General features: G+C 71.9%; 16 protein-coding genes. 3 read left to right on the top strand and 13 right to left on the bottom strand.

The genetic code is table 11. The features are described from left to right. Positions 1-13: 13 nt before the first annotated feature. From RR3_RS04660 to RR3_RS04650, 3 genes are all read right to left on the bottom strand, one after another. A complete protein-coding gene (locus RR3_RS04660) occupies positions 14-1,840 on the bottom strand; it encodes a glycoside hydrolase family 15 protein (protein ID WP_064066251.1) in 1,827 nt (608 codons plus the stop codon). A gap of 1 nt (position 1,841) precedes the next feature. Beyond that, a complete protein-coding gene (locus tag RR3_RS04655; RefSeq protein ID WP_010594167.1) occupies positions 1,842-2,318 on the bottom strand; it encodes a hypothetical protein in 477 nt (158 codons plus the stop codon). Positions 2,319-2,388: 70 nt separating this feature from the next. Beyond that, entirely contained in the window at positions 2,389-2,838 is a 450-nt protein-coding gene (locus tag RR3_RS04650) for a hypothetical protein (RefSeq protein WP_010594166.1), read from the bottom strand. A gap of 94 nt (positions 2,839-2,932) precedes the next feature. Here RR3_RS04650 and RR3_RS04645 point away from each other — a divergent pair, with 94 nt between their 5' ends. Beyond that, complete coding sequence (locus tag RR3_RS04645; protein WP_064066250.1) at positions 2,933-3,667, top strand: helix-turn-helix transcriptional regulator; 735 nt, start codon at positions 2,933-2,935, stop codon at positions 3,665-3,667. 67 nt (positions 3,668-3,734) lie between these two features. On the opposite strand, the gene RR3_RS04640 is transcribed toward RR3_RS04645, so the two are convergent. The 5 genes from RR3_RS04640 to RR3_RS04620 all read right to left on the bottom strand — a co-directional run bounded on the left by RR3_RS04640 (position 3,735) and on the right by RR3_RS04620 (position 9,313). Beyond that, positions 3,735-4,637: an LLM class F420-dependent oxidoreductase gene (locus tag RR3_RS04640; protein WP_010594164.1), complete on the bottom strand. Its 903-nt coding sequence runs from the start codon at positions 4,635-4,637 to the stop codon at positions 3,735-3,737. A 234-nt stretch (positions 4,638-4,871) separates the two neighbouring features. Further along, positions 4,872-5,549, bottom strand: a complete 678-nt coding sequence (locus RR3_RS04635) for an SRPBCC family protein (protein ID WP_064066249.1) — start codon at positions 5,547-5,549, stop codon at positions 4,872-4,874. A 22-nt stretch (positions 5,550-5,571) separates the two neighbouring features. Next, positions 5,572-6,429 (bottom strand): FAD binding domain-containing protein, encoded by an 858-nt coding sequence (locus RR3_RS04630; RefSeq protein ID WP_010594161.1) that lies wholly within the window; start codon positions 6,427-6,429, stop codon positions 5,572-5,574. Further along, on the bottom strand, positions 6,426-8,813 hold the full coding sequence (locus tag RR3_RS04625; RefSeq protein WP_010594160.1) for a xanthine dehydrogenase family protein molybdopterin-binding subunit: 2,388 nt from the start codon (positions 8,811-8,813) through the stop codon (positions 6,426-6,428). Before RR3_RS04625 ends, RR3_RS04630 begins: the two co-directional genes overlap by 4 nt. Next, positions 8,810-9,313, bottom strand: coding sequence for a (2Fe-2S)-binding protein (locus RR3_RS04620; protein ID WP_003938697.1), 504 nt, complete (start codon positions 9,311-9,313; stop codon positions 8,810-8,812). The genes RR3_RS04625 and RR3_RS04620 overlap by 4 nt, the downstream gene beginning before the upstream one ends. Positions 9,314-9,511: 198 nt before the next feature. On the opposite strand from RR3_RS04620, the gene RR3_RS04615 reads away from it, so the two are divergent. Both RR3_RS04615 and RR3_RS04610 read left to right on the top strand, forming a co-directional pair. After that, positions 9,512-9,973, top strand: coding sequence for a DUF6098 family protein (locus RR3_RS04615; RefSeq protein WP_064066248.1), 462 nt, complete (start codon positions 9,512-9,514; stop codon positions 9,971-9,973). Between the two features lie 38 nt (positions 9,974-10,011). After that, positions 10,012-11,478 carry an aminotransferase class I/II-fold pyridoxal phosphate-dependent enzyme gene (locus RR3_RS04610; protein ID WP_064066262.1) on the top strand — a complete coding sequence of 489 codons (1,467 nt, stop codon included), beginning with the start codon at positions 10,012-10,014 and terminating at the stop codon, positions 11,476-11,478. An 11-nt stretch (positions 11,479-11,489) separates the two neighbouring features. Here RR3_RS04610 and RR3_RS04605 read toward each other — a convergent pair whose 3' ends face one another. The 5 genes from RR3_RS04605 to RR3_RS04585 form a co-directional block, all read right to left on the bottom strand. Beyond that, the gene (locus RR3_RS04605) at positions 11,490-12,629 is read right to left on the bottom strand and encodes an XdhC family protein (protein ID WP_064066247.1); all 1,140 of its coding nucleotides are present in this window, start codon (positions 12,627-12,629) and stop codon (positions 11,490-11,492) included. Continuing rightward, the gene (locus tag RR3_RS04600) at positions 12,622-13,737 is read right to left on the bottom strand and encodes a vWA domain-containing protein (protein ID WP_064066246.1); all 1,116 of its coding nucleotides are present in this window, start codon (positions 13,735-13,737) and stop codon (positions 12,622-12,624) included. Before RR3_RS04600 ends, RR3_RS04605 begins: the two co-directional genes overlap by 8 nt. 8 nt (positions 13,738-13,745) lie before the next feature. After that, positions 13,746-14,636, bottom strand: a complete 891-nt coding sequence (locus RR3_RS04595; RefSeq protein WP_064066245.1) for an AAA family ATPase — start codon at positions 14,634-14,636, stop codon at positions 13,746-13,748. Positions 14,637-14,817: 181 nt separating this feature from the next. Then, positions 14,818-15,801, bottom strand: a complete 984-nt coding sequence (locus RR3_RS04590) for an ROK family glucokinase (RefSeq protein ID WP_010594154.1) — start codon at positions 15,799-15,801, stop codon at positions 14,818-14,820. Positions 15,802-15,836: 35 nt separating this feature from the next. Then, positions 15,837-17,279, bottom strand: a complete 1,443-nt coding sequence (locus tag RR3_RS04585) for a sugar porter family MFS transporter (protein ID WP_010594153.1) — start codon at positions 17,277-17,279, stop codon at positions 15,837-15,839. Positions 17,280-17,430: the final 151 nt, after the last annotated feature.

Raw genomic sequence — 17,430 nt, 5'->3', positions numbered from 1 at the left:
CCGGCGGTCCCGCTCATCGGACGGTCCGGAGGGCGAGGGCGGCCTGCACGACCGCGGCATGCGTGAGCGCCTGCGGATAGTTGCCGAGGAAGGCGCCGGTGGCGGGATCCACCTCTTCCGGAAGAAGGCCGAGGGCGCCGGTGTGCCGCAGCAGGGTTTCGAACAGCTCCTCGGCTTCCGCCCGCCGGCCGGTGAGGGCCAGTGCCTGGGCCAGCCAGAAGGAGCACGGCAGGAATGCGCCTTCGCCTCCGGGCAGTCCGTCCTGTCCGGGCGGATACCGGTACAGCAGCGGGCCTCCGGCCGACAGCTCGCGCCGGATCGCGTCGATCGTGCCCCGCACCCGGTGCGAGTCCGGGTCGTCGATACCCAGAACGGGAAGCACGAGCAGGGCGGCATCGACGTCGCGGGAGCCGTAGGTGCGGGTGTATCGGTCTCCGAGCCGGTCGAAACCGCGATCGCGCACCTCTGCGGCGACGGCGTCCCGCACCGCGCGCCAGCGCCGGCGGCGACGGGCGGACAGGCGATGGGTCTCGGCGATGCGCAGGGCACGGTCGAGGGCCAGCCAGGCCATCGTCTTCGAGTGCACATGGTGGGCGGCGTCGGCGCGGATCTCCCAGATGCCGGCATCCGGATCGCGCCACCGTTCGCAGACATGATCGGTGAATCCGCGTACCATTCGCCAGGTTTCGGAATTCAGCGACCGGCCGGTCCGGACGAACGCCCACGCGGCGTCGACGACCCAGCCGTAGCCGTCGAGTTGGTGCTGGTCGGCCGCGTCGTTGCCGAACCGCACGGGGGCGCTGCCGGCGAAGCCGGGCCATCCCGCCAGGGTGCGTTCGGCGGGTCCGGGCCGGCCGTCGAGTGTGAACAGGACCGGCAGGCGGGGTCGCTGCAGACGGCTCGCGTGCAGGAGCCACCCGAGGAACCCGCGTGCCTCGTCGACCTTGCCGGCCCCGAGAAACGCCGCGACGCCGATGCCGGCGTCGCGCGGCCAGGCGTAGCGGTAGTCCCAGTTCCGGATCCCCCCGGGCCGTTCGGGCAGCGACGTCGTCGGCGCGGCCACCGGTGCGCCGGAGGGAGAGTAGGTGAGCAGACGCAGCGTCAGCAGGCTTCGCACGACGGCCTCCCGGTAGGGCAGGTCGTGAGCGATGTCCGCCGTCCATGTCCGCCAGCGTGCCTCGTCCTCGGCCACGAGCTCCCACGCCGCGCCAGGAGTGAGGTGGATCAGCGGCTCGCGGTGAGCCACGGCCAGGACGACGGTGACCGGGTGGCCCGGGGACACGTGGATCGAGGTCGGCCGGCCCGGCGTGATCGAGGTTCCGGGATCGCAGGCCAGCGACAGGGCGAGCGAGCCCCACTCGCACACGAGATCGGGACCGCGCCGCCGAACCTTGGGCGCGCGGTGCCGTTCGCCGAACCTGGGGTCGAAATCGACTGCGGCTCGGACAGATCCGCCCTCGGCAGAGAGTTGCCGCACCAGGACCGTCGCCGGTAGCAGCCGCCCGGCCACCTCCGCGATCATCGCCTCGCGCAGGGTGAGCCGGGCGTTGCCGAGATCCCAGGTCGTCTCCAGCGTCGCGGTGTGCGTCCGGTAGCGGCGCCGGACGACAGGGGCGGGCCCGTCGGGGCCGAGCCGGAACCGCCCCGCCTGGGCCCCGCCGACGAGCCGGCCGAAGACGGGGTCTGCGTCGAAGCGCGGCACGCAGAGCCAGTCGAGCGATCCGTCCTCGGAGACCAGCGCCGCAGTGCGGGTGTCGCCGAGCAGGCCGTAGTCCTCGATCCGGGACGGCACGGCCGCGTCGTCCCGGATCCGTTCGAAAGTGCTTGCCGTGAAGGTCACTTCAGTTCACCTGCAACAGCAGTCCGAGTGCGACGCCGTAGACGAGATGTGCGACGACGGCGACGGTCGGGGTTTGGGCGCCGTAGTTCAGGCCGAGCAGGCCGGGCGGTTCGAGGACGGCGGTGCTGCGCGGGCCGGCTCGCTGGGATGCCATACGTGGGTGTACGCCCGGCAGCAGCGGCAGCAGGACCGTCAAGGCGACGACGCCGTGCAGCAGGCCGAGCGCCATGCCGAGCCACCACGTCGCCTGATGGAGAAGTGCGAAGGTGGCGGCGTACCCCAGGGCGAAACCCTGGCCGATCGCGAGGTGGACGAGGAAGCCGACCACCCGGGCGCGGTCCGGGTCGGGGGTGACGGCCGTGCCGAGCACCAACGGCAGGTCCAGTCGGCTGAAACCGGCCAGTTGGGCGGCGATCATGACCGCCGTCAGGACGGTGGTGGCCAGCGATCCGAAGAGTGCCCATCCGGCCCAGTCCATGGCATTTCACCTTCGGGTGCGGGAGCGGCAGATCCACGGCCGGCGTCCGCCGTGGCCCTGCCGCTCGAATTCACGGGGCGCCGGCGGCGACTCTGCGCCGGGCGGCCGGGGCGGTAGCCAGCCGGGCCAGGGCGAGGGCGGCGACCGCCAGTCCGACGTCGCGCAGTGCGATGTCGAGGTAGCCGCCCAGGGTGAGCAGATCGACGATGATGCCGAGCAGCCATGCGGCGACGACGTAGCCGCCGATCGCAGGCCGGATCGCGACGAGGATGCCGGCGAGGATCTCGACCGCTCCCACCGCGAGCATGGCCTGGTGGGCGGTGCCGGGGACGATGTCGTCGATCCAGGGGGCGAGATAGTGCTCCCACTCGGTGAGCAGGTTCGTGAACTTGTCGAGGCCGAAGGCGATCGGAGCGACGGTGAAGACGGTCCGGAGGAGGATGAATGCCTGGCGTGCTCCGACCTCGGCGTCGGTGCGGGTGTGAGGGGATGTGGCAGGGGAGAGAGGTGAGGGGCTCATCGAAGTCTCCTGACTTCTAAAAGAGAGTAGGCTCTATTTTAGATATGTGACGTAGATTACGTCAAGAAGTTTCTCTTTTAGAAGGAGGACGAGCGTGCAGGACGAGTTCGCGGAGCAGGCCGCAGGGATCGGGGCGCTGGCGGACCCGGTCCGGCGCTCGCTCTACCGCTACGTCGTCGCGCAGGCGGACGCGGTCGGGCGCGAGGAGGCGGCGGCCGCGGTGGAGGTGCCGGTGCATGCGGCGAAATTCCATCTCGACCGGCTCGTCGTCGACGGTCTGCTCGAGACGGAGTTCCGACGGCTTTCGGGACGGACCGGCCCGGGCGCAGGACGGCCGTCGAAGCTCTACCGGCGCTCGTCGCAGGAATTATCGATCTCCCTGCCCGAGCGTCGCTACGACCTGGCGGGGGAGATTCTGGCAACTGCCATCGAGCGGTCGATGCGTGAGTCGGTGCCCGTCGCGGAGGCGGTGCGGGCCGCCGCCGCCGAGCGGGGACGGCGGATCGCGGCGGAGCCGGCCCCGGCGGACGGCCCCGCGAACGGAGGCGATGTCGAGGCACCGGCCGGCCTCGAGGGCGTGGCGCGGGTGCTCGCCCGGCACGGCTACGAGCCGCGCCTGTCCGGCGACGGGCAGATCCGGTTGGCGAACTGCCCCTTCGACCGGCTGGCCGGCGAACACCGCGACCTGGTCTGCGGCATGAACCTCGCTCTGGTCGAGGCGGTCGTCGCCGGGCTCGGGGCTGCCGGTCTCGACACTGCCGAGCTCGACACCGAGCTTGCCCCGGAACCGGGATTCTGCTGCGTCCGGATCCGGAGCGGGGACCGGTGAATCGGCGCCGCACCGCTCCCGCCGCGGAGGACGGGACCGCACCGGCCGGCGCGGTCCCGTCCGGGTGTCAGAGCCCGAGAGCTGCGGCTACCTCGCGCAGGGCCGGGACCGGGTCGTCGCGCATCGGCAGGGTCTGCACCGCGACGTGGTCCGCCCCGGCGTCGAGGTGCTCTCGCAGCCGGGTCGCGATGTACTCCGCGTCGCCGTGCGCGACGAGTGCGTCGACGACCCGGTCGGTGCCGTCGTTGTCGAGTTCCTCGGCGGTGAAGCCGGTGCGTTCCAGATTCGCGCGGTAGTTGCGCAGTTTCAGATACGGGTTGGCCACGGCCTTGCGGCCGACGTCGCGGGCCGTGGCGACGTCGGTGGACAGCACGATCTTCTGCTCGGGCGCGAGCACGACGTCCGGGCCGAGCACGTCGCGCGCCTCACGGGTGTGCTCGGGGGTGGTGAGGTAGGGATGGGCCCCGGCGGACCGGTCTGCGGACAGCTTCAGCACCTTCGGTCCCAGCGCGGCGAGCACCCGCCGCGCCGCGGGTACGCCCTCGCGGTCGAGCACGTCCAGGTATTCGACCAGCGCCGTGTACGGCTTGCGGTACGTCTCACCGTGCGCCTCGGGGTGGCCGACGCCGACCCCGAGCAGGAAGCGGCCGGGGTGGCGCTCCTCGAGCCGGTGGTAGGAGGCGGCGATCTCGTCGGCGGGAGCGGTCCAGATGTTGACGATGCCGGTGGCGACGACCACGGTCTCGGTGGCGTCGAGGAGGCGTTCGGCCACCTCGAGGTCGGCGGGCGGTGAGCCGCCGATCCAGATCGTGCCGTAACCGAGTTTCTCGATCTCGGCCCCGGTCTCCGGGGGGAGACCGGTCGCGTGCCGCCAGACGCCGAAACGGCCGAGCGGGGGAGTCTGCGTCGAGTTCTCTGCCTTCGTCGAATCCGTCACGCCGAGTCCAACCTCCACCGGTTCCGGTTTCATTCCGTCGGGCCGCGGCGGATATCGATCCCGCAACGGTTGCGTCTTTCGTGCTGCGGGGGCGGCGCACGGGTTTCGTGTCGCGTTAGCGTGGAGGGCGATCACCCACTCCCCCCTGCGTGGGTGATCCGCCGGAAGGACCTCGCGGTCGTGCCGGCGCCCGACGACCCCGCCGGCGCTCTCGGATGTATGCGCCGGCGGGGTCCGTGCGTTTTCGGCGGGCTCGGCGGCCTCGGCTCACCCCTGTCGGCGCCGCAGCACCAGGTAGATGATCAGCGCCAGCAGCGCCCCGACGGCCACCGCCGGCCCGACCCTCTTCAGCACCGACCCGCGGGCGAACTGCATCAGGTCCAGCGGGGCAGCCTCGGTGGGTTGCGCCGCCGGGGCCGGGGTCACCGGCGCGACCGCCGGTGCGGCGGGCGCGGCGGGTGTGACCGCTTCCGGCGTCGGGGCCGGGGCCGGGGCGGCGGGCGGGCCGCCGAGCTTGTCCGCCAGGCACGCCGTGAACTGCTCGATGATCTTGCCGCCGACGTCGGAGATCATGCCCCGGCCGAACTGGGCGGGCTTGCCCGTGATGGACAGGTCGGTCACGACGGTGCCTTCGGTGCGGTCGCCGTCGCCGGTGAGCGTGATCGTGAACGTCGCGTTCACGGTGCCGTTGCCGCGCGAGTCCTTCGCCGCGGCCTCCATGACCGCGCGACGCGCCTGCTCGTCGGTCTCGACGAACTTGCCGGTGCCCTTGTACAGCAGCTGCACCGGCCCCATCTTGATCTTCACCGTGCCGGTGAAGGCGTTGCCGTCGACGCCGGTGAGGGTGGCCCCGGGCATGCAGGGTGCCACCTTCTCCGGATCGAGCAGTGCCGTCCACACCTCGTCGACGGGTGCCGGCACGGACATGTGGTGTTCGAGTTGCATGGTTTTCGTCTCCAGTGTTTGCTCAGGCGACGTCCGCTGCCGTCGACACCGCACGGCGCGTGAGCACCCGCGCGAGCTGGCGACGGTAGTCGGCGTCGGCGTTGCCGTCGCTCATGGGGGAGGTGCCCTCGGTGGCCCGCTCGGCGGCGGCCCGGATGGTGTCGGCCGTCGCGGGCTGCCCGACGAGTGCCTGCTCGACGGCGTGCGCGCGGACCGGCACGGCCGCCATGTTGGTCAGCGCCACCCGGGCCTGCCGGATCGTGCCGCCGTCCGTCTGCACGGTGGCGGCGACCGCGACGATCGACCAGGCGTGCGCCACCCGGTTGAACTTCTCGTACCGCGCCGCCCATCCCGTGCGCTTGGGGATCCGCACCTCGACGAGGATCTCATCGGGTTGCAGGGTGGTGGTGAAGTAGTCGTCGAAGAAGTCCGCGACGGGGATGCTGCGCCGCCCCGACGGTCCCGCCGCGACAAGGGTCGCCTCGAGCGCGAGCACCGGCGCGCCGAGATCCCCGGCGGGATCGGCGTGGGCCAGAGCCCCGCCGAGGGTGCCCCGGTGCCGGATCTGGGGGTCGGCCACCGTGCTCGTGGCCTCGGCGAGCAACCGGGCGTGCTCCCGCACGAGTGGATCGTGGATCACGTCGTGGTGCGTGGTCATCGCCCCGATCACGAGGTCGCCGCCGTCCTCGCGGACACCCCGCAACTCCGGGACCCGTCCGAGGTCGACGAGCGTGGTGGGGGCCGCCAGCCGCAGCCGCAGCACCGGCATCAGGGACTGCCCCCCGGCGATGATCTTGGCGTCCTCCCCCGCCGAGGCCAGGGCGGCGACGGCCTCGTCGACGGTGGTGGGCGCGACGTAGTCGAACGTCGACGGGATCATCGGACGCCTCCCTGAGCCGAGTTCCGAGCTGATTCGACGGCGTGCCACACCCGCATCGGCGTGCACGGCATCTCGATGTCCCGCACGCCGAGATGGCGCACGGCGTCGAGGACGGCGTTGACCACCGCCGGCGTGGAGGCGATCGTGCCGGACTCACCGACCCCCTTGACGCCCAGCGGGTTTCCGGTCGCGGGGGTCTCGGTGCGGTCGGTGGTGAACGTCGGCAGGTCCGCGGCCGACGGCAGCAGGTACTCGGCGAACGAGCCGCTGAGCAGGGTGCCGGACTCGTCGTGCACGGCCTCCTCGTACAGAGCCTGCGCGATGCCCTGGGCGAGGCCGCCGTGCACCTGGCCCTCCACGATGAGCGGGTTGACGACGTGCCCGACGTCGTCGACGCACACGTACGAGCGGATACGCACCTGCCCGGTCTCGGTGTCCACCTCGGTGGCGCACAGGTGCGTGCCGTGCGGGAACGAGAAGTTGTCCGGGTCGTAGGTGGCCTCGGAATCGAGGTTGGGTTCGATGCCCTCGGGCAGGTCCGCGGCGGTGAACACCGCGAGCGCGATGTCGCTCATGCCCACGGCCTTCTCGGTGCCGCGGACCCGGAACCGGCCCTCGGCGAACTCGAGGTCGTCCTCCGAGCACTCCATCATGTGCGCCGCGATCGGACGGGCCTTCGCGATCACCTTCTCCGCGGCCTTGACCACCGCCACGCCGCCCACGGCCAGCGACCGGGATCCGTAGGTGTCCAGCCCGCGCGGGGAGGTCTGCGTATCGCCGTGCAGCACTTCGACATCCTCGAACGGCACGCCGAGCCGGTCGGCGACGATCTGGCTCCACGCCGTCTCGTGCCCCTGCCCGTGCGACGACGAGCCGGTCACCACTTCGACCCGGCCGGTGGGCAGCATCCGGATCGCGGCGTGCTCCCAGCCGCCCGCCCCGTAGTTGAGCGAGCCGAGCACCCGCGACGGGGCCAGGCCGCACATCTCGGTGAAGGTCGACACCCCGATGCCGAGCTGGACCGGATCGTTCCGGCGACGGCGTTCCTCCTGCTCACGGCGCAGCTCGTCGTAGTGGAACAGGTCGCGGGCCTTCGCGGTGGCGGCCTCGTAGTTGCCCGAGTCGTACGTCAGGCCCGCGACGGTGTCGAACGGGAACTCCTCGTGCCGGATCCAGTTCTTCGCTCGCAGCTCGAGCGGATCCATCGACAGTTCGGCGGCGAGTTCGTCCATGATGCGTTCGATTCCGAACGTCGCCTCCGGCCGGCCTGCCCCGCGGTAGGCGTCGGTGGGCACCTTGTTGGTGAACACGTTGGTGCAGGAGAAGTGGTAGGCGCCGAACTTGTAGATGCCGTTGAACATGAACGCACCCAGGATCGGTACACCCGGGGTGACCAGCCGCAGGTAGGCGCCCATGTCGGCCAGCAGCTCCACCTTCAGGCCGACGACGGTGCCGTCGCGGCGCGCGGCGAGGGTGAGCTTCTGGATCTGGTCGCGGCCGTGATGCGCCGCGACCATCGACTCGCTGCGGGTTTCGGTGTACTTCACCGGTTTCCCGAGCCGGCGCGCGACGAGCAGGGCGAGCAGCTCCTCCGGCGTCACCTGCAGCTTGCCGCCGAAACCACCGCCGACGTCCGGGGCGATCACCCGCAGCTTGTGCTCGGGGATGCCGAGCGTCATCGCCAGCATGATCTTGAGGATGTGCGGGACCTGCGTGGCCGACCACACCGTGATCTGCGGGCCGGTCGGGTCGACCACGACGGAGCGCGGCTCCATGAACGCCGGGATGAGCCGCTGCTGCCGGAACGTACGCTCGACGACCACCTCGGCGTCCCGGATGGCCTGCTCGACGTCGCCCCCGGTACCGGCCTCGGCGGAATCGAACGTCCACGTCGCGCTGACGTTGGTGCCGAGGTCCGGGTGCACGAGGTCGGCGCCGTCGCGGGCCGCGTCCGCCAGGTCGAGGACCACGGGCAGGTCGTCGTAGTCCACGTCGATCGCCTCGAGGGCGTCGTGCGCCTCGTAGGCGCTGCGCGCGACGACGACGGCGACGGCCTCCCCGGCGAAGTTGACCGTGTCGACGGCCAGGGACGGCGCGGGCGGGATCTTCATGTCGGGGGTGATCACCCACGCGCACGGCAGGCTGCCCTGCTCCGGTGAGGCGTCCGCACCGGTGAGCACCGCCACCACGCCGGGCCTCTGCCGGGCTTCCGACGTGTCGATCGAGGTGATGCGGGCGTGGGCGAACGGGCTGCGCAGGATCGCCATGTGCAGCATCCCGGGGAGGACGAGATTGTCGGTCCAGCGGGTGCGTCCGGTGACGAGGTGCTCGTCCTCCTTGCGCCGCCGCGCCTGGCCGATCTCCGGTTCGACGGTACTGGTCATCGTCCGCCTCCCGCGGCCGCGTCGGTCTGCAGTTCGGCGGCGCGGGCCTTCTGCGCCGCGTCCAGTGCCGCCTTCACGATGTTCTGGTAGCCGGTGCAGCGGCACAGGTTGCCTTCGAGGCCGAGCCGCACCTCCTGCTCGTCGGGATCGGGATTCTCCTCGAGCAGGTCGATCGTCGACATGATCATGCCGGGCGTGCAGTAGCCGCACTGCAGGGCGTGGTTGTCGTGGAACGCCTGCTGGACGGGGTGCAGCACGCCGTCGCGGGACAGGCCTTCGACGGTGGTGACCTCCGAACCGTCGGCCTGCACGGCGAGCACCGAGCAGGACTTGACGCTGCGGCCGTCGAGATGGACGGTGCAGGCGCCGCAGTTGCTGGTGTCGCAGCCGACCACGGTGCCGACCTTGCCGAGCCGCTCGCGCAGATAGTGCACGAGCAGCAGCCTCGGTTCCACCTCGTCCGTGTAGGCCGTCCCGTCGACGGTGACAGTGATGCGCATCGGGCCTCCAATGCCGGGAACATCCGGGATCCAAGATCGTCGAGAAGTGTTCACTGACACTGTGCTCCAACGGTGACCACCGAACACGCCGATTCGCCGAATCGGTGGCGGATCAACCTCGTTCCCGCGTTTGCGACGACCGGAGCGAGGGAATCCGCACGGACACGTTCGTCGGAGAACGACAGGCGGAGGTGAGAGGTGACCACGGTGGAGGAGATCGTCGAGCGAGGCGCCGGCCGGGACCTGCCCGTCGTCGGCAGCCTGGCGGAACTGACGGACCTGGTGATGTCCCACGACTCCGAGATCTACCTGCGGTACTCGAAGGGACCGGACAGCGATGCGCGGAAGGGCCCGAGCCGGGACTACGAGGCCGACGTGACACTGCCCGGGTTGTCGGTGACCAGGATCGTCCCGGAGCCGTGGTGGCCGCGGCCCGCCGTCGACTGGGTGGCGCGCCGGATCCGCAAGTACGCCGAGCTGGGCCGCGAGAGCGGCCGATTCGCGTGGCTGCTGACCGGCACGGTGGTCGGCGAGGGACCGGACCACGAACCGCTCGTCGTGCGCGCCCGCCCGCTGGCGCGCTTGTCCGACGAGCTGCTCGACGAGGCGGCCGAGTGCTACCGGACCCGGTTCCGCGTCGGGAACGATTCGCGAAGCTGACCCGCGTCGCGGGGGCGCGCGCGGGGTACCCGTCGGGCATGGACCAGTCCGAAACTCCCATGCTGGATGCGCTGGATCAGTACCACCGACTCGACCGCTACGGGTTCTCCCCGCCCGGCCACCGCCAGGGGCGCGGCGCCGACCCGCGGGTGAAGAAGGTGCTCGGGCTCGACCCCTTCCGCTCGGACGTGCTCGCCTCCGGCGGCCTCGACGACCGCAGGTCGCGCAACGGCTACCTGTCGCGGGCCGAGCAGCTCATGGCCGAGGCGGTGGGAGCGCAGCAGGCGTTCTTCTCCACCTGCGGAAGCTCGCTGTCGGTCAAGGCCGCGATGATGGCGGTGGCGGGCAACGACCCGGGGGGACTGCTCGTCGGCCGGGACTCGCACAAGTCGATCGTGGCCGGTCTGATCTTCAGCGGCGTCACGCCCCGCTGGATCACGCCCCGCTGGGACGAGGAGATGCACTTCTCGCATCCGCCGTCGCCGGAACAGGTGCGCGAGACGTGGGAGAAGTACCCGGACGCGGCCGGCGCGCTGATCGTCAGTCCCAGTCCCTACGGCACGTGCGCCGACATCGAGGGCATCGCGAACGTCTGTCACGAGCGGGGCAAGCCCCTCATCGTCGACGAGGCGTGGGGTGCGCACCTGCCGTTCCACGACGACCTGCCCACCTGGGCGATGGACGCCGACGCCGACATCTGTGTCGTCAGCGTCCACAAGATGGGTGCCGGTTTCGAGCAGGGATCGGTCTATCACCTGCAGGGCGACCTGGTGGACGGCGCACACCTGTCGGCCTGCGCCGATCTGCTGATGACGACGAGCCCGAACGTGATGATCTACACGGCGATCGACGGGTGGCGCCGGCAGATGGTCGAGTACGGCACCGAACTGCTCGGCGACGCCCTGCACCTGGCCCGGCGGACCCGTGAGCGGATCGCCGGGATCGACGGTCTCGCCGTCCTCGAGGACCGGCTGCTCGGCGAGGAGGCCTCGCACGACCTGGATCGGCTGCAGGTGCTGATCGACGTGAGCGAGCTCGGCGTCTCCGGCTACCAGTGCAGCGACTGGCTGCGCGAGCACTGCCGGCTCGACCTCGGCATGACCGATCACCGGCGCATCCTGGCGACGTTGTCCATGGCCGACGACGAGAGCACCACCGATCGGCTCGTCTCGGCGCTCGAGTCGCTGTCGCAGGCCGCGGAGTCGTTCGATCCGCCGCCGCAGATGTCTCTGCCGAGCCCCGATGAACTGCAGCTCGACTCGGTGATGTCGCCACGCGACGCGTTCTTCGGCAAGGCGGAGATGGTCGATGCGAGCAGTGTCACCGGGCGCATCGCTGCCGAGCAGATCACCCCCTACCCGCCGGGCATTCCCGCCGTCGTGCCGGGTGAGCGGCTCGACGACGCCGTCGTCGACTATCTGCGCAGCGGCGTGAATGCCGGGATGACGATTCCCGATGCGACCGACACCTCGCTCGAGCAGTTCCGGGTGGTCGCCGAGAACTGACCGCCGCGGCCCTACGGCCCCGGCACCGCGGTGTCCTCGTGGGCGTGGATCGGGCCTGCGGTGCGGGCGAGGTGCTCGCCCCGGCCACCCCATTTCAGCGCGATGATCTCGGCCGCGATCGACACCGCGGTCTCCTCCGGGGTGCGCGCCCCGAGATCCAGGCCGATGGGAGAGCACAGCCGCGCGAGCTCGTCGTCCGTCATTCCCGCCGCACGCAGGCGCGCCGACCGGTCCTCGTGCGTGCGCCGCGAGCCCATCGCGCCCACGTAGGCCAGGTCGAGCCGCAATGCCACCTCGAGCAGCGGCACGTCGAACTTCGGGTCGTGGGTGAGCACCGTGACCACGGTGCGCGAGTCCACGCGACCCGCGGCCGCCTCGGCGGCGAGGTAGCGGTGCGGCCAGTCCACGACCACCTCGTCGGCGGCGGGGAACCGGGCGGCGGTGGTGAACACGCCCCGGGCGTCGCACACCGTCACGCGGTAGCCGAGGAACGAGCCGAGCTGCGCCATGGCGGCCGCGAAGTCGATGGCGCCGAACACCAGCAGCCGCGGCGGCGGCTGGAAGGAGTGGACGAACACCGACATGCCCTCGCCGCGGCGCTGCCCGTCGGGCCCGTAGTGCAGCGTCGCGGTCCGGCCCGCGGCGAGCAGGCCCCGCGCGTCGTCGGCGACGGCGTCGTCCGCCCGCGCCGACCCCAGCGACCCGCGCGCGCGATCCGGCCACACCGCCAGGCGACGCCCCACCCATGCCGGATCGGGATGTTCGGTGACGGTGGCGACCGCGACGGCCTCCTCGGCCCGCATCGACGCGACGACCTCACCCAGCTCGGGAAACGTGGCGGCATCCACCCGTTCGACGAACACGTCGATGATGCCGCCGCACGTGAGCCCGACGGCGAAGGCGTCGTCGTCGGACACGCCGTACCGCTCCAGCACGGGCACCCCGTCGTCGAGCACCTGCTGCGCGAGCTCGTACACGGCGCCTTCCACGCAACCGCCGGAGACACTGCCGGTCACCGTGCCGTCCCCGGCGACGAGCATCGCGGCGCCCGGTGCGCGCGGCGCGGACCGGAACGTCGAGACCACGGTTCCGAGGGCGACGGGGTCACCGGCCCGGTAGCGACGGTCGAGTTCGTCGAGAACCTCACGCACGGTGGACCTCCTCCAGCAGTTCCTGCAGCGTCGCGAGGCTGTGCCCGGCGAGCAGACGGTCGAGATGCGGCAGGGCGGCGGCGATGCCGGACTGCACCGGCTCGTAGCCGGCCGCCCCGGCGTGCGGATTGACCCACAGCACGGCGTGGGCGAGCCGGCGCAACTGGGCGAGCTGCTCGGCGAGCAGGGCCGGATCGCCGCGCTCCCACCCGTCCGAGAAGATCACCACGACGGCGCCGCGCGCGAGCCCGCGCCGGCCCCACCGGTCCAGGAAGGCCCGCAGGGTCTCGCCGAGCCGGGTGCCGCCCGCCCAGTCGGGGACCGCCCGGCCCGCCGCGGCGAGGGCGCGTTCCGGGTCGCGGGCCCGCAGCGCGCGCGAGAGCCGCGTCAGGCGCGTGCCGAGGGAGAACACCTCGGTGTGGGCGGGATCGGCGCGGGTCACCACGTGCGCGAAACGCAGCAGCGCGTCCGCGTACGGGCTCATCGAGCCGGAGACGTCGAGCAGCAGCACCACGCGGCGCGCCCGGGTCGCCCTGCCGTGCCGGCTCGGCCGGACGGGTTCGCCGCCGGCCGCGAGCATCCGGCGCACCGTGCGGCGCGGGTCGATGCGCCCCCGGCGCGACGGGCGCAACCGCACCGCCGGACGGGTGGGTGGCCGAGGATGCAGCGTCGCGATCAGCTCCGCGAGGTGTGCCCGCTCGGCGTCGGTCAGTTCCGCGATGTCGCGCCGGCGGAGCACGTCGGTGTCGTCCGCGGCGACCCGCAGTTCGGGGCCGCCGCCGGCGGTCTCGTCGCCTCCCGACGGCGTGAGGCCCGCGATGCGGGCCCGGCGCCGGGTGCGGGTGCGCGGCGACGTCACCTCGGGTGCCGTTCCGCCGAACCAGCTCTCGAACGCGAGGTCGTAGCGGGGGATGTCGTCGGGGTCGTGGCACAGGGTGGCGCGCCCGGCCCAGTACACCTGCCGGCGGTCGCCGAGGTCGATCTCGCGCAGGGCGCGCAGGTAGGCCACGGCGGCGTCCGAGGCGACGGACAGGCCGGCCGCGGCGAGGGCGCGGGTGAAGCCGGTGATCCCGACGAGGGAACCTCCGGCGTCGGCGGTCGTCGTCATCGCGGGTCTCACCCTGTCAGGAGCCGGTCGAGCCCGGTGCGGACCACTCGGTCGAGGTCCTCCCGGTACTTCAGGACGGCGCCGAGCGTCGCGGCCGCGGTCGCCGCGTCGAGCACGTCGCGGTCCAGTTCCCGCAGCGCTCGGGCCCAGTCCAGCGACTCGGCGACCCCGGGCGGCTTGAGCAGGTCCATCCCGCGCATGGTCTGCACGGCGTGCGCGACCTGCGCCGCGAGGTGTCCGTCGATGCCCGGGATGCGGCGGCGCAGGATCTCCACCTCCCGCGCGAGGTCGGGATGTTCGAGCCAGTGGTACAGGCAGCGGCGTTTCAGGGCGTCGTGCACCTCGCGGGTGCGGTTGGACGTGAGCACCACCAGCGGCGGCGTCTGCGCCCGCACCTGTCCGAGTTCGGGGATGGTGACGGCGTTCTCGTCGAGCACCTGCAGCAGGAAGGCTTCGAATTCGTCGTCGGCCCGGTCGATCTCGTCGACGAGCAGCACGCACGGCGCGTCGGTGAGCGCCTGCAGCAGAGGTCGCGCGAGCAGGAACCGCTCGGTGTACAGCGAGCGCTCCGCCTCCTCGGCCTCGAGCCGGCCGCCGCTCGCGGCTTCGAGGGTGCGCAGGTGCAGCAGCTGCCGGGGAAAGTCCCAGTCGTAGAGGGCCTGGGACGCGTCGATGCCCTCGTGGCACTGCAACCGGATCAGCGGCAGGTCCAGCGCGTCGGCGAGGGCGACGGCCAGCGACGTCTTGCCGGTGCCGGGTTCCCCTTCGCAGAACAGCGGGCGGCCCATGCGCAGCGCCAGGAACGCCACCGTCGCGAGCCCGTCGTCGGCGAGGTACCCGGTGGTGTCCAGTGCCCGCGTCAGCTCCGCCGGTGAGCCGATCGCCGCCGTTGCCGTCATGGTGCGAGCCTATGGCAGCGCCGCTGCCGAGGTGCGCTTTCCGACGTAGCTCCGGCACCGCGGGCGGGACCCGCGCGGGGAGCGGGTGGGACCGAGCGAATGTCCCGTCCACCTCGTCGGATCGAGTCGACGGTACAGTCGCTCGGCAGCTCGGCAGCTCGGCAGCTCGGCAGCTCGGCGGTCAGGCGACGGCCACGACCTCGAGGCGCGTGGCGTCGTCCGTGCGGCGCCGGGCCAGGTCCGCGGCCCCGACGATCCCGGCGTCGGGGCCGAGCTCGGCCAGGCGCACCGGGGCGGCCGGGCGGTGCCCGCGTCCGGTCAGCCGCTGGGCGAACGTGGCGACGGCGGGCCCGCGCAGCAATTCCCCGGCCTCGCACACACCGCCGCCGAGGACGAACACCTCCGGGTCGAGGAACGCGGCGAGGTCGGCCATGCCGTGCCCGAGCCACGTGCCGATCGTGCGGAAGCACTCGAGCGCGGCGGCGTCGCCCTCGCGGGCGGCGGTGGTGACGTGGTGCCCGGTGATCTGCTCGGCGCGCCCGCCGGCCAGCTCGAGCAGCCGGCCGGCGAGCGCGGGCGAGACGCTCGCGATCTCCTGCGCCTCCCGCACCAGGGCGCGCCCGCTGGCGTACCGCTCCCAGCAGCCGTGGTTGCCGCACCCGCAGCGACGCCCGTGCGGTTCGACGTTGAGGTGGCCGAGTTCCGCGGCCAGTCCCGAGGATCCGCGGTGCAGGGCGCCGTCGATGATCAGTCCGCCGCCGATGCCGGTGCCGACGGTGAGCACGATCGCGGTGCGGGCACCGCGGCCGGCGCCGAAGCGCGCCTCACCCCAGGCGGCGGCGTTGGCGTCGTTCTCGACGACGGTGGGCAACCCGCACGCGGCCTCGACGGCCGCCCCGAGCGGTTCGCCGCGCCACGCGAGATTGGGGGCGAACAGGACGGTACGACGATCGGAGGCGACGAACCCGGCGGCGCCGATGCCCACGGCACACACGTCGTGCGTGGCGCGGAGTTCGCGGACGACGTCGGCGACGACGTCCTCGGTGCGGGCGGGGTCGTCCGACGGGGTGGCGCGGCGGAGCCGGGCGTGCAGGGTGCCGTGTTCGTCGACCACGCCGGCGGCGACCTTGGTGCCGCCCACGTCGATTCCGATGGTCAGTGCCATGTCTGTTCTCTCCCTGACTTCAGTTGCCGGACGGGTTAGGCGGCGTCCATGTCCTCGAGCTCGCGGCCCTTGGTCTCTTTCACCCAGCGCAGGACGAACAGCAGCGACAGCACCGCGCACACGGCGTAGAAGCCGTACGACATCCCCAGCGACAGTTCCTTCATGGCGGGGAAGGAAACGGTGACGACCCAGTTGGCCGCCCACTGCGCACCGGCGGCGAGCGACAGGGCCGCCGCGCGGATCCGGTTGGGGAAGGCCTCGCCGAGCAACACCCACACGACCGGCCCCCACGACATGCCGAAGGCGACGACGAACAGGTTCGCGGCGATCAGCGCGATCGGTCCCTGCAGTCCGGTCAGGTGCGGGGTGGTCACACCGTCGACGACGGTGGTCGAGGCGGTGGCGAAGACGACGGCCATCGTGGCGAGGGTGACAGCCATGCCGGCCGAGCCGATGATCAGCAGGGGGCGACGTCCGACGCGGTCGACGAAAGCGATGGCCACGAGGGTGGTGGCGATGTTGACGACGGAGGTGACGACGGTGAGGACGAGGGAGCTGCTCTCGTCGAATCCCACTGCCTGCCAGAGGATGCTGGAGTAGTAGAAGATCACGTTGATGCCGACGAACTGCTGGAACACCGACAGTCCGATGCCGATCCACACGATGGGCAGCAGCCCCAGCGCGGGTCCTCTCAGGTCGCGCAGCGACGGGGTGTGCTCGTGGCCGAGGGTGGCGCGGATCGATTCGATGCGCAGATCGATGCCCTGTTCGCCGAGCAGCATGCCGAGGATGCCGCGGGCCTCGCCGATGCGGCCCTTCGCGACGAGATAGCGCGGGGACTCCGGGATGGTGAGGGTCAGGAATCCGTACACGAGCGCGGGGACGATCATGGACAGGAACATCCAGCGCCAGGCCTCGAGCCCGAACCACAGTTCCTCGCGGGAACCGCCGGCGAGGGCGGCGAGCGCGTAGTCGACGAGCAGGGCGGCGAAGATGCCGACGACGATCGCGAGCTGCTGCAGCGATCCCAGGCGGCCGCGCACCCGGGCGGGGGAGATCTCGGCGATGTAGGCGGGGGCGATGACGGAGGCGAGTCCGACGCCGACGCCGCCGACGATCCGGAACAGGACGAGAGTTTCGACGTTGAAGGCGAATCCGGTACCGAGCGCGCTGACCAGGAACATCGCGGCGGCGACCTGCATCGTGGTGAGGCGGCCGTAGCGGTCCGCGATGCGGCCGGCGAGAACGGCCCCGCCGGCCGCGCCGAGCAGGGCCGAGGCGACGGCGAAGCCGAGGACGGCGGACGAGACGGCGAACCGGGATTCGATGGCCGAGACGGCGCCGTTGATGACGGCGCTGTCGAAGCCGAACAACAGGCCGCCGAGCGCGGCGATGACGGCGATGCGGACCGGCACCGCGGCGCCGGCGGTGTCGGGCCCGGTGTCGGGGACGGTCGGGAGCGCGACGTGGTTGCTCATGGGACTCCTCGTAGGCGGCGGGAACCGGCCGCGGCGGTCCCGTTCCGGGAGGCGTGTGGCGGCGGTCACGCGAACTGTGTGCTGGACCACAGTAGGGCGAAGACGTCTCTATCGTCAAGAAATGAACGAACAAATCGATCCGGATGGACGT

Origin of the sequence: Rhodococcus ruber NBRC 15591 (assembly GCF_001894945.1) — a bacterium.
Classification (GTDB): domain Bacteria; phylum Actinomycetota; class Actinomycetes; order Mycobacteriales; family Mycobacteriaceae; genus Rhodococcus; species Rhodococcus ruber.
This window is presented reverse-complemented; position numbering and strand designations above follow the sequence as displayed.